This is a genomic window from Ruegeria sp. CDSA141, from assembly GCF_059612005.1.
Genome location: NZ_JBXWPT010000002.1, coordinates 23105 through 35351 on the forward strand (window position 1 = coordinate 23105; position 12247 = coordinate 35351).

Annotated in this window: 11 protein-coding genes; 8 read left to right on the forward strand and 3 right to left on the reverse strand. The window is 58.2% G+C overall.

The window, feature by feature from the left end; genetic code table 11:
* The first annotated feature begins 55 nt into the window (after positions 1-55).
* The 6 genes from AC2FLP_RS04070 (at position 56) to glmM (ending at position 8267) form a co-directional block, all read left to right on the forward strand.
* Positions 56-2596: a putative PEP-binding protein gene (locus AC2FLP_RS04070; RefSeq protein ID WP_496681688.1), complete on the forward strand. Its 2541-nt coding sequence runs from the start codon at positions 56-58 to the stop codon at positions 2594-2596.
* Positions 2597-2750: 154 nt separating this feature from the next.
* Entirely contained in the window at positions 2751-3425 is a 675-nt protein-coding gene (locus AC2FLP_RS04075; RefSeq protein ID WP_299896120.1) for a cell wall hydrolase, read from the forward strand.
* A 74-nt stretch (positions 3426-3499) separates the two neighbouring features.
* On the forward strand, positions 3500-4873 hold the full coding sequence (locus AC2FLP_RS04080) for a multicopper oxidase family protein (RefSeq protein WP_496681691.1): 1374 nt from the start codon (positions 3500-3502) through the stop codon (positions 4871-4873).
* 101 nt (positions 4874-4974) lie between these two features.
* Complete coding sequence (locus AC2FLP_RS04085; RefSeq protein ID WP_299638497.1) at positions 4975-5895, forward strand: dihydroneopterin aldolase; 921 nt, start codon at positions 4975-4977, stop codon at positions 5893-5895.
* A complete protein-coding gene (folP, locus tag AC2FLP_RS04090) occupies positions 5892-6890 on the forward strand; it encodes a dihydropteroate synthase (RefSeq protein ID WP_496681694.1) in 999 nt (332 codons plus the stop codon). The genes AC2FLP_RS04085 and folP overlap by 4 nt, the downstream gene beginning before the upstream one ends.
* A 33-nt stretch (positions 6891-6923) precedes the next feature.
* A complete protein-coding gene (gene glmM, locus AC2FLP_RS04095; protein WP_117869329.1) occupies positions 6924-8267 on the forward strand; it encodes a phosphoglucosamine mutase in 1344 nt (447 codons plus the stop codon).
* Here the strand turns inward: glmM and AC2FLP_RS04100 are convergent.
* Both AC2FLP_RS04100 and ilvC read right to left on the reverse strand, forming a co-directional pair.
* A complete protein-coding gene (locus tag AC2FLP_RS04100) occupies positions 8264-9166 on the reverse strand; it encodes a DMT family transporter (RefSeq protein ID WP_496681698.1) in 903 nt (300 codons plus the stop codon). The genes glmM and AC2FLP_RS04100 overlap by 4 nt on opposite strands.
* Before the next feature lie 134 nt (positions 9167-9300).
* On the reverse strand, positions 9301-10323 hold the full coding sequence (ilvC, locus tag AC2FLP_RS04105) for a ketol-acid reductoisomerase (RefSeq protein WP_117869327.1): 1023 nt from the start codon (positions 10321-10323) through the stop codon (positions 9301-9303).
* Positions 10324-10454: 131 nt separating this feature from the next.
* On the opposite strand from ilvC, the gene AC2FLP_RS04110 reads away from it, so the two are divergent.
* Entirely contained in the window at positions 10455-10910 is a 456-nt protein-coding gene (locus tag AC2FLP_RS04110; protein ID WP_496681701.1) for an Lrp/AsnC family transcriptional regulator, read from the forward strand.
* Positions 10907-11365, forward strand: a complete 459-nt coding sequence (locus AC2FLP_RS04115) for an Lrp/AsnC family transcriptional regulator (protein WP_117869325.1) — start codon at positions 10907-10909, stop codon at positions 11363-11365. The genes AC2FLP_RS04110 and AC2FLP_RS04115 overlap by 4 nt, the downstream gene beginning before the upstream one ends.
* A gap of 6 nt (positions 11366-11371) precedes the next feature.
* Here AC2FLP_RS04115 and hutC read toward each other — a convergent pair whose 3' ends face one another.
* Positions 11372-12073 (reverse strand): histidine utilization transcriptional repressor HutC, encoded by a 702-nt coding sequence (hutC, locus tag AC2FLP_RS04120; protein WP_254683811.1) that lies wholly within the window; start codon positions 12071-12073, stop codon positions 11372-11374.
* Positions 12074-12247: the final 174 nt, after the last annotated feature.

A 12247-nucleotide genomic window follows, 5' to 3' on the forward strand; every position in this document is an offset into this window, starting at 1 on the left:
CCCTTGCACGAAGGGCGCAAGCGCTTATGCTGCACGCAAATCAAAAGGTGCTGCAGTGCAGAATAATCCGCATACCACGCTCATTACACCCGATGCTCCGGTCACGGCTCATACGCATGGCGGGCGGGCCAAATGTCTGCAACGACTGGTTCGACTGGACCTGCCGGTGCCCCGGACCGTCGCGTTGTCGTTTGATGCAGTCCACCAGATTGCGGAAGGCGATGTTCCGAACCTTGACGCGATCCTTGAGCAATTCGATCCGGCGACACTGCTTTGCGTCCGACCAAGTTCCGAAGATCCCGACTGGGGTGGGCCCGGTGCGGTTCTGAATATTGGTATGAATGATGCGCGCTACGTGGACCTGTCCGATACCATGGGGGCAGAGGCCGCCGCAGCGCTGTATCGCAGGTTTGTTCAAAGCTATGCGATCCACGTGGCGCGGCTGGACGCGGACGTGTTCGATGACATCGACATGGATGGCAGCGAAGGTCTGCGCCATTCCTTGCGCGCATACGAAGATGAAACGGACGAAGCCTTCCCGCAGGACCGCGGTGAGCAGTTGATCGGGGTTTTGCGCTCGATGGCCCGCGCATGGGACGGGACATCCGCACGGCTGTTGCGGCAGGCCAAAGGCGCCCCCGCAGATGCTGGTCTTGGGCTTGTCATTCAAGAGATGATCCCAGGGGTCGGACAAGGTGAGTGCGGGTCAGGTGTGCTTCAACTGGTCGACTCCACCACCGGAATGCCGCAGATCACAGGGCGTTACCTGAGCCAGAGCCAGGGCCGGGATGCGCTGGGCGAAGATGTGGCAGCACTATTTCTTGAAAAAGACCCGCGTGGACCGTCGCTTGAAGAAGTCGCCCCCAAAGCGTTTGCCGAGTTGAAGGAACAAGCCGCGTTGATGCGCAAAAAACTGCGCGAAGAAATGCAGGTCGAGTTCGTCATTCAAAACGGCAAAGTGCATATTCTGGATGGCGTCCGGGTTCAGAGAACTTCGCGCGCGGCGGTGCGAATTGCCGTTCGTCTGGCTGAAGACGGGATCATACCGCCGCAGGAGGCGGTGATGCGTGTCGACCCCCACGCGTTGAATGAACTATTGCACCGGCAGGTCCATCCGGAAGCGCGGCGTGATGTGCTGACGACGGCCATCGGTGCCAGCCCGGGCGCTTCAACGGGAAAGATCGTGTTTACATCTGCAGAAGCGCAGGCCAGTGCCGCGCGCGGGGAGGCCTGTGTCCTGGTTCGCCGCGAAACCTCGCCCGAGGATGTGCGCGGGATGCATGCTGCCGTTGCGGTTCTGACTGAAAAAGGCGGGATGACCAGCCATGCCGCCGTGATTGGTCGTGGGCTTGGCTTGCCCTGTATCGTTGGCGCTTCTGACATCCGGTTCCAGACAAAACAGAAGATGCTGACTGCGCCCGATGGTCGTGTCTTCAAAACTGGCGATGTTCTGACCATCGATGGCAGCTCTGGACAGGTGCTGGCGGGGCAGCCTGCCATGCTTGAAGCCGCGCTGGATGATTGTTTTCAGACATTGATGGCGTGGGCCGATGCCGAGCGTGATATTGACATCCGCGCCAATGCCGACACACCGGCCGATGCGCAAACGGCGCGCAATTTTCAGGCGCAGGGGATCGGCTTGTGCCGGACAGAGCATATGTTCTTTGAGCCCGGCCGCCTGATCGTGATGCGCGAGATGATTTTTGCACAAACGTCGTCGGGCAGGGCGGCTGTGCTGGAACGTTTGCTTCCGATGCAGCGTGAGGACTTTGTTCAGCTGTTCAGAATCATGGAAGGGCAGCCCGTCTGCATTCGTCTGTTCGACCCTCCATTGCACGAGTTCCTGCCAACCACGCGCAGCGGTCAACGGGAATTGGCCGAGGCGCTGGATTTGCCGGTTTCCGATGTCGAGCGTCGGGTTGATGCGATGACCGAATACAATCCGATGCTGGGCCTGCGCGGTGTTCGTCTGGGTGTGACCGTGCCTGAAATCTATGACATGCAAGCGCGCGCGATCTTTGAAGCCACGCTGGATGCCAGAAAGAATGGTGCCCCCGTCGTGCCCGAAGTGATGATACCGCTGGTATCCGCGAAACGAGAGGTCGAACTGGTCAAGTCCCGCATTGATACGGTGGCGGCGGCGGTAGCGTCGGAACGAGGGCAGGAGTTTGAATATCGGCTGGGTGTGATGGTCGAAACCCCGCGCGCCTGTCTGCGCGCAGAAGAGATTGCCCCGCAGACCGCGTTCATGAGTTTCGGAACAAATGACCTGACGCAGATGACCTATGGTCTGTCCCGCGACGACGCTGGGCGCTTTATGTCGGCGTATGTTCGGCAGGGAGTGTTTCGGGAAGATCCGTTCCACGTTCTTGATCCGGATGGGGTAGGGGAACTGCTTAAGCTTGGAGCTGAGCGGGGACGAGCTGCGAAACCGGATGTGACCCTGTCTGTTTGCGGAGAACACGGCGGAAACCCCGAATCAATCGCCATCTGTCGCGATCTGGGGTTCGACTATGTGTCATGCTCTCCGTTCCGGGTTCCGGTCGCTCGGCTGGCTGCCGCTCAACTGGCGATTTCCTCCAGACTTGGGGGTTGACAGGGCCTGAAAACCCAAGGATTAGTGGGTTATCTGGACACTCGTAGGCGAAATTTATCTTCGCTACGGGCAAGATTCCACTTGCATTTTTTGAAAGACTGGACCTTTTCGCTAGATTGCGTTAGATGCCTCGTCGCGCCCGCCGGGGGAGGGTATGGCGCGTGAAGTGCCTGTGCGAGGTTATCTGATGCTACGTTACATAATGGCTGTTGCCACAATGGCGGCAACCGTGCTGCCGAGTGCGTCCTTCGCCGAGAGGGAAGCGATTGATACTGCAAAGAAAGAACTTGTCGCCCGCAGCGAATTGCCGGCGCAAAGCTTTCGTGACTATTTCAAACTGTTCCAGCCCCGTAAGGCGGCTAAACCTGTTGAAATAACATACTCCAAGGACTGGCTTGACCAACGGCCCAAGGCGACCGGTGACGAAAACTGGAAGTGCCTGTCCGAGGCGTTGTACTTCGAAGCCCGTGGCGAAAGCGTGCGCGGTCAGTTTGCAGTGGCCGAGGTTATTCTGAACCGGGTCAAGAGCAGCCGCTTTCCGAGTTCATTGTGCGGTGTAATCCGCCAGGGGACCGGTAAGAAATACCAGTGCCAGTTCACGTACACTTGCGACGGCCGCAAAGAAGTCATTCATGAGAAGAAGGCCTATGAGCGCGTATCCAAAGTCGCTCGTGCAGCTATTGATGGTGTTGGCAAAGAGCTGACCGAAGGGGCGACGCACTACCACACGACGGCGGTCCGTCCATCTTGGTCGCGTGTCTATAAGCAGACTGCGCGGATTGGTGTGCATATTTTCTACCGCCACAACTATCGGACAGCGAGCAACTGATTGACGCACCCGCGCTGGAAGCTTGATGGCGCGATGCGGGTTGCAGTCTATATTACGGGCTCAGGAGGCCCGTAATGCTTTTCACCCGACGACACATTCTTAAAACAGCCGTCGCAGCCACAATTCTGCCGGTCGCGGCCCGGGCCGGTTATCCGCCGCTCAAGGCGCATGTGACCCGCCAACGCGTTGCACCTCAAGGGTTTCCTGACACAACAGTCTGGAGTTACGGTGACACAGTCCCCGGAACGGCCATAAGGGTCGATCAGGGCGCACGCGTTCAGCGCAAACTGGTGAATGACCTTCCGCAAGCAACATCGGTCCACTGGCACGGGATCCGCATAGACAACGCCATGGACGGTGTGCCCGGTTTGACTCAGGATGCCGTCGTACCGGGCAGTTCTTTTGACTATGACTTCGTCGTTCCCGACGCGGGCACCTATTGGTACCACGCGCATAACCGGTCGATGGAACAGGTGGCCCGCGGGCTTTACGGGCCGCTGATCGTTGCAGAGGCCACGGCACCGGATGTCGATCAGGATCTGGTGCTGATGTTGGATGATTGGCGGTTGAACCCTGAGACCGCACAGATAATGGATGATTTCGACAATGGCCATGATCTGAGCCATGCAGGTCGGCTTGGGAACATCCTTACCGTCAACGGATCATTCGATCCTGTGTATGCGGTGCGAAGAAACGAGCGGCTGCGACTGCGACTGGTCAACGCGTCCAATGCCCGGATCCTGGATCTGGATCTGGATGGTCTTGTGGGGTGGATCGTCGCGTTGGATGGAATGCCTTTGGAAAAGCCACTAGAACTATCCAGCTCTTTCCCGCTGGCGCCGGCGCAGCGCGCGGATCTGATTGTCGATGTCACCGCCGAAGGAGATACGGCAAGCTTGGTCAGTGTCGAAAGGGATGGATCCTTTGGTCTGGCGCGGTTCGAAGTCAGTGGTAGTGCTGCGAAGGCGCACAGGCAGGGTGTGTCAGCATTGCTGTCTAATCCCTTGCCTGAGATCGGAAATCTTCAAGAAGCACAAACGCACCAGATGCGTCTGCAAGGTGGTGCAATGCGCTGGCTGGAAAGTGCCCGGCTGGGCGAAGCTGAATTGTCGGGCCGCGAGTTGGCGCAGTTGGGCAAGTTCTGGGCGCTGAATGGTTACGCCGAGCGCCCCGAAGAGCCGTTTCTGGATGCTGCTGTCGGTAGTTTGCACAGGATTGAGTTTGTGAATGAATCCGCCTTTCCGCATGCGATGCATCTGCACGGACATCACTTCCGACTGATCCTTGGTGATGGTTCTCTTGGTCCCTGGCGCGACACTATTCTGGTCGGGCGAGGACAGGCTCGCCAAATCGCATTGATCGCGGACAATCCGGGGAACTGGTTGCTGCATTGCCATATGCTGGGGCACGCCGCGTCCGGGATGATGAGCTGGTTTCGGGTCTTCTGACGACGCATTCGGCGGTTGGAATGGCGCTTGTTTGAATGCTATAGGCCCTCGCAACGCCTATAGTAGGCGAACTTTGAAACGAGCCCGAAAAGGCCTGACCCATGAGCTCTGAAATCCGTCTGGCATTCGCACACCCGTCCGAACGGTCCGAGGCGACGTCCCCCCGGGGGCCGTTGGATCGTATCTCGTTGCGCGACCATATTGTCGAAGTCGAAATCGGTGCCTTCCAGGCCGAGCGGGGAACAACCCAGCGGATCTGTTTCAACATCGTGGTCGAAGTCCGGCCTCTGACAGACCCGATTGATGATGATGTGGATCGCATCCTGTCTTATGACAGGGTAACGGAATCCATCGCCTATGAGCTGGCGGCCGAGCGCCTGAATCTGCTTGAGACATTGGCAGAGCGTGTTGCGGAACGCATACTGCTTGAGCCTCAGGCTGTAAGAGTCTTTGTTCGCATCGAAAAACTGGATCGGGGTCCGGGCGCATTGGGGGTTGAGATCGTGCGCGGAAAAGACTCGGTCCACCACGAAGTGGCCGAAGAAGAACGCCCGCACCCCCGCCTTGTGTTCCTGTCGAATGACGCCATTGCCTCGGATAATCTGACGGGTTGGATTGATCAGTTGGAGAACCGTCGGCGTCCACTGATCCTGTGTGTCGGGGCGTCGGAACTGGCCGCTCCACAAACGGGACATGCGATGACGCAGCGCCGGATTGACCTATTGGCCATCGAACAGAATGCGTGGGTTCTGGCGGCACGAGATCATCGCTGTGTGGTGGTCTCGACGCGGACCGAATTGGATTGGGCGATGAAGAACGGCCAAATCTGCGTTTGGGCGCCATCCAAGATCGTATTGGACGCCGTTGACGGCCCGTCGGCTGCCCCGTCGGATGCCGTAGCGTTGGCTGCATGGTTTGCCGCGACCTTTGAGGCGAGCGAAATGATGGTGATCGGCGGCGCTTTGCCGACGGAACCCAAAACGCCATTGCGCGCTGTTGCGGTGGATCAGGCCCAGCTGTGAGCGCCTATTTCAGACCACTGGTCCAGCATGGAGCGACTCGTCCCACAGACGCTGTGCCGCTGGCCGGCCAACCGCTCTGGTTCACCCATGTCGAGGCCCTGCGGCGCGGGTCCGAACCCGAAATCGTCGCGGCCTCGGACGTTCCGTCGGATCACCTTTGCCGTTTGAGCCAACCGCGGGCTGACGTCGCAGGTCTCGACATGCACGTGCCTCATATCATGGGGATTCTGAATGCCACGCCGGACAGTTTCTCGGATGGCGGTGTTCACAGCTCGGCGAACGCGGCCCGTGCGGCTGCAGTCGAGATGGTGGCGCATGGGGCAACAATTCTGGATATCGGTGGAGAATCCACCCGCCCGGGTGCTGATTTTGTTCCGGTGGAGGAAGAGATTGCACGAACCCGCCCGTTGATCGAAGCGATCCGGTCAGAAACAGGCGCTTTGATTTCCATCGATACACGCAAGGCCGACGTCGCCAAGGCCGCCTGTGACGCCGGGGCGGGGTTGGTCAACGATGTCTCGGGCTTCACCTTCGATCCGGAATTGGCACCGTTCTGTGTCACGCAAGGTGCGCCTGTCTGTGTCATGCACATGCAAGGTGATCCGGCGACGATGCAGGACGATCCACAATACGACAATGTTCTGCTGGATGTTTACGACTTTCTCGAAAGCCAGATTGCGATGCTGGAAGGCTTGGGCCTGAGCCGCGATCTGATCGTCGTGGATCCCGGGATCGGGTTTGGGAAGACAGAGGATCACAATTTGACCCTTCTGCGCAATCTCAGCCTGTTCCACGGGTTGGGCTGCCCGATCCTACTGGGCGTGTCGCGCAAGGGCTTCATTGGGTCCATCGGAAATGAACCTCGCAAGACTGCCCGCGCACCGGGATCAATTGCAGTGGCTCTGGCAGGATTGTCTCAGGGCGTGCAGATCATTCGCGTTCATGACGTGGCCGAGACCTCTCAGGCCTTGCGCCTATGGGCTGCTGTCCGGTAATCCGGTCGCACGACAAATCACGGAGTGACACTTATGCGCAAGCTGTTCGGAACCGACGGGGTGCGGGGCACCGCCAACACGCATCCGATGACGGCAGAGATGGCGCTGCGCATCGGGGCAGCGGTCGGGCGGTACTTTCGACGCGACGCGACAGGTGTGCACCGGGTTGTCATCGGTAAGGATACACGTCTGTCCGGCTATATGTTGGAAAACGCGCTGACGGCCGGACTGACGTCCACAGGAATGAATGTGTTGCTGCTGGGACCCGTTCCGACCCCCGCCGTTGGTCTCATGACCCGGTCCATGCGAGCCGATTTGGGCGTCATGATCTCGGCCAGCCATAACCCTGCCGAAGACAACGGGATCAAGTTCTTTGGCCCGGACGGCTATAAACTGTCCGATCAGGCCGAGGTCGAAATCGAAAGGCTGATCGACGATGGTGTCAGGCCAGCCCAGGCGCAGAATATCGGTCGGGCGCGCCGGGTTGACGATGCACGTTTTCGCTATGGCGAGCGTGTGAAATCGTCGTTGCCGCGGAACGTGAGCCTGGATGGTTTGAAAGTGGTGATCGATTGTGCAAACGGCGCAGCCCACCGCACCGCGCCGGAAGTTCTATGGGAGCTGGGTGCAGATGTGATTCCCGTGGGAATTGCGCCCAACGGCAAGAACATCAACCTCAACTGCGGATCGACCAAGCCACATCTGGCCGCTGAAACCGTTGTCGCGCATGGTGCCGACGTGGGCATTTGTCTGGATGGCGACGCGGACAGGGTGGTTGTGGTCGATGAAACCGGTCAGGTGGCTGACGGCGATCAGCTTATGGCTTTGCTGGCGACGGCGTGGAAGAAATCGGGCCAGTTGAAGGGCGATGCCCTGGTCGCGACTGTCATGTCCAACCTGGGTCTGGAACGCCACCTGACAGCGCAGGGTTTGCGTCTGGAGCGAACGGCTGTCGGCGATCGCTACGTGGTCGAACGGATGCGTGAAGGTGGGTTCAACCTTGGCGGAGAACAGTCCGGCCATATCGTGATGAGCGATTATGCCACCACCGGTGACGGCTTGATGGCAGGCCTGCATTTCCTGGCGGAAATGGTTCTGTCGGGGCGCAAGGCGTCGGATCTGTCCAAACAGTTCGAAACCGTGCCGCAGTTGCTGAAGAATGTACGTTATTCCAGCGATCAAACCCCGTTGGAGGTGCAAAGTGTACAGGCGGCCATTGCCGATGCCGAGGCACGGTTGAATGGGCAGGGCCGGTTGTTGATTCGCAAATCCGGGACCGAACCGTTGATCCGCGTGATGGCTGAATGCGAAGACGATGGGTTGCTGACACAAGTCGTTGACAGCATCGTCGCCGAGGTCGAGGCCGCCACAAGCTAGTGCCCGAACAGAACCTTGCGCAGGCTGAACCATTGACTGATGGCCATGCCTGTCAGGATCAACGCAAGGGCGATGAAAAAGCGCAGGGGCAGGGCCTCGGACAGAACCCACGCGCCGAATACCATTGACCAGATGGGCACCTGATAGTTCACCAGTGTCAGAAACACAGAACCTGCGCTGCGGGTAATGGACACGCGCAGCAGGTTGGCGAATGCCGTCGGCACCAAGCCCAGCACGATCAGAGCAAGTGTGGGGCGCGTGCCTTGCCATCTGGGCAAGCCTTCGGTCATCAGCATGATTGGCACCAACAACGCAGCCCCAACCAGCAGGGTCAGCGCAGCAAGCGCCAACGGGTCGACAGGCGGACAGCGACGGGTCAAAATCGACGAAGACGCATAGCACAATGCGGCGGTGATACAGGCCAATTGGGCCAGAGGTTCCGCTCCCTGGCCAAGCTGTGCCAGACCGGGGCCGATCAATACCAAAGCTCCCAAGAAGCCCAGACACACGCCCAGCAGGCGACGTAGATTAAGCGGCTCGTCAGAAAAGAAATGCGCAAGCGGCAATACCATCAGTGGAATGGCGGCCATGGACAACCCAGCAAAGGCGGATGGTACGAATTGTTGCCCCCAGCTGAGCAGCATGAAGGGTACGGCTGTGGATAGAACACCAATCAGAAGTATCGAACTCCCAAGGGCAGGCGTCAGAACAGGCATTTTGCGCCCGGTTACCCACATCAGCAACAGAAGCGTTACGGCACCCAGGGTGGTTCTGGACGTGGCGACCGTGATCGGCCCATAGCCTTCCAGCGCCATCGCAACGACCATGAACGTTGCGCCCCAGATCAGGCCCAGCGTAAAGACGCCGCTCCAGTCCTGTTTTGTCGGCTGTTGCACCATTGGTTTGTCCTGTCGGGCAGCGCAAGTTCGCGAAATAGATTAGTCTGATCGGGCGTTTATGTGCCGCGCCACTTTTTTGTGCAAACGAAAAAGGGCGACCGCTGTGGCCGCCCTGATGCTGACTAAGGTCAGGCTTAGTTCTTTTCTTTGTCGACCATTTTGCCGGCCGAGATCCACGGCATCATGCCGCGCAGCTTGGCGCCGGTTTCTTCGATCTGATGCTCGTCATTGGCACGGCGCGCCGCTTTGATGGTCGGCTGGCCAACGGCGTTTTCCAGCATGAAGTCACGAACGAATTTACCCTGCTGGATGTCGTTCAGGACCTCTTTCATACGCGCTTTGGTTTCGTCGTATTTCAGGATACGCGGCCCGGTGACGTACTGGCCGTACTCTGCGGTGTTCGAGATCGAATAATCCATGTTGGCGATGCCGCCTTCGTAGATCAGATCGACGATCAGTTTCACTTCGTGCAGACACTCGAAATAGGCCATTTCAGGGGCGTAACCGGCTTCGACCAAAGTCTCAAACCCGCAACGGATCAGTTCGACCAGACCGCCGCACAGAACAGCCTGTTCGCCGAACAGGTCGGTCTCACACTCTTCACGGAAGTTGGTTTCGATGATGCCCGAGCGGCCGCCACCAATGGCCGAGCAGTAGGATAAGCCGATTTCCAGCGCCTTGCCGGTTGCGTCGTTGTGAACCGCGACCAGGCAGGGAACGCCGCCGCCCTTGGTGTATTCGCCGCGCACTGTATGGCCGGGGCCCTTGGGGGCCATCATGATGACGTCGACTCCTTCTTTCGGCTCGATCAGGCCGAAGTGAACATTCAGGCCGTGCGCAAACGCGATGGCCGCACCGGGCTTGATGTTGTCGTGGACGTATTTTTTGTAGGTCTCGGCCTGTAGCTCGTCGGGCATGGTGAACATGATGACGTCGCACCAGGCCGCCGCTTCGGCGATGCCCATGACTTGCAAACCTTCGGCTTCGGCTTTTTTGGCCGAAGGCGATCCTTCGCGCAGGGCGACGACCAGGTTCTTTGCACCGGAGTCGCGCAGGTTCAGCGCGTGAGCGTGACCTTGCGAGCCATAGCCGAGGATGGCCACTTTCTTGTCTTTGATCAGGTTGATGTCGCAATCGCGATCGTAATAGACGCGCATTTCGCCGGTCCTTTCTGGTTAGGTTGCGGCGGTTGTATCTGCCTGTTCACGCAATGGCGATAGGGTTGGGCTTGAGTATTTGCAAAAAAGATGAAGAATAATTCGCGATAACAGGAGAAAACAAAAAAATCATGCTTGATGATATTGATCGACGCATTCTGCGCCACTTTCAAGCAGACCCGAGCCTGACAACAGCGGAACTGGCCGATCTTTGCCGGATCAGCGCGGGTGTCTGCTGGCGGCGGATCGAAAAGATGCGGGCCGCAGGGATCATCGAAGGGCAGGAGGCCGTGATAGACTGGGCCGCGATGGGATATGCAGTCGAGGTCTCGCTTCGGATCACGCTTGACAAGACTCAAGCCCGTGCGTTCGACGATTTCACGCAGGCGGCGCGTGATGTGGCAGAGGTAATCGAGATCCAGACCTTTCTGGGTCGTGTCGACGTTCGTCTTTCCGTCATTGCAAGAGATATGAAGCACTATCAGCAGCTCTATCGCGACCGGATTCTGACCCTGCCTCATATCGCCGATATCGAGGCCCTGATGCATATCGCGAGGGTCAAGCGGGACGAGGTACTGCCGGTATGATTGAGCTGGATGAGATCGATCGCGGTCTTCTTCGCGCACTGCAACAGGACGCGACGCAAAGTGCCGGAGCGTTGGGGCGCAGGTTCGGGTTATCTCAACCCGCCACGTGGCGTCGTATCCGCAGGCTGGAAGAAACCGGGGTAATCAAGGGCCGACGGCTGCGCCTGAATGCCGAGGCGCTTGGGTTTGGTGTTACCGTCTTTCTGGGTATCAAACTCGGGCGAAAAGGCCAGATCAGCCTTGAAGATTTTGAGCGCGCCGTCAGTGCCGTTCCCGAGGTGCAGACAGTCGAGCATGTGCTTGGACTGTATGACTATCGACTGCGTGTCGTGGCCCGAGACTTGGCCGATTTCGAGCGTGTATTGCGGCGCCGGATCATGACATTGCCGGGCGCGGGCGATGTCGAGGCAAACGTGCTGCTTAGCGAAGAACGCCTACCTGGGCCGATCGGTTGAATACGCTCAGTATTTGGTACGAATACAATAACCCGGATGGTGTGTCATGCGCGCAAAGGTGAGTGGTTTGTCTTCTTTCCACGTTGTGCGTTCCATCTGAATCATGGATGTCCCTGCCGTGGTGCCCATGAATTCTGCCAACCGCGCATCCGCAGAAATGGCGCAGAAAGCAACCTCGGCGTCGGTAAAGGGCGCAGCCGTCAACAGCCACTCATGTGGCCCCTGTTCGATCAGGTCCGCGTCCTCTACATCTGGAACAGCCTCAATGTTGATCCACCGTTCTTCCATCTGAAAAGGCCGATTGTTTGCATAATGCATGCAGACAATATGCAGAACGCGCACATCCGGTGCCACGTTGATTTGTGAAGAAAGCCATCCGGGGCTGGTGACTACGTTCCGTTCAACAAGCGCGTAGCGATAGGTTGCATTCTGGCTTTCGACCACTTGCCGCGCCAGTGAAAATTCGAGTTTGGCGTGTTTGCTGGGCTCTTTCTTGACACGTGTTCCGCTCTTGCGTTTGCGCTCGACAAAGCCCTGATCGGCCAGTTCCCTCATGGCTCTGTTCACAGTGGCCCGGGCGCAATTGAATTCCTCAGCCAGCTGAGTCTCTGTCGGCAAAAGCGATCCTTGTGGCCAGACACGGCTTTCAATGCGTCGTTTTACTTCGTCTCGAACGAACTGGAAGCTGATCCGCTTTTGTATTGTCACGGGTAAATATGTCCCTTCAAGTATAAAGTGTGGGCATCTGTTCAGAATCAAGCAGAAGTGTAAAGGGGAAGTGACACTACTTGGCGTCATTTCTCGTGTTTTCAGGGGGGTAGGCGGAAAAGAGTTACTGTTTCCGCTACTTTACATGGGGTCAAACTTTTGTCGCGAATGGGC

Coding starts and splice junctions, on each gene's coding strand:
- AC2FLP_RS04075 (WP_299896120.1), top strand. CDS start 2,751: ATGGCGCGTGAAGTGCCTGTGCGAGGTTATCTGATGCTACGTTACATA.
- AC2FLP_RS04085 (WP_299638497.1), top strand. CDS start 4,975: ATGAGCTCTGAAATCCGTCTGGCATTCGCACACCCGTCCGAACGGTCC.
- AC2FLP_RS04110 (WP_496681701.1), top strand. CDS start 10,455: ATGCTTGATGATATTGATCGACGCATTCTGCGCCACTTTCAAGCAGAC.
- glmM (WP_117869329.1), top strand. CDS start 6,924: ATGCGCAAGCTGTTCGGAACCGACGGGGTGCGGGGCACCGCCAACACG.
- AC2FLP_RS04100 (WP_496681698.1), bottom strand. CDS start 9,166: ATGGTGCAACAGCCGACAAAACAGGACTGGAGCGGCGTCTTTACGCTG.
- AC2FLP_RS04080 (WP_496681691.1), top strand. CDS start 3,500: ATGCTTTTCACCCGACGACACATTCTTAAAACAGCCGTCGCAGCCACA.
- ilvC (WP_117869327.1), bottom strand. CDS start 10,323: ATGCGCGTCTATTACGATCGCGATTGCGACATCAACCTGATCAAAGAC.
- AC2FLP_RS04115 (WP_117869325.1), top strand. CDS start 10,907: ATGATTGAGCTGGATGAGATCGATCGCGGTCTTCTTCGCGCACTGCAA.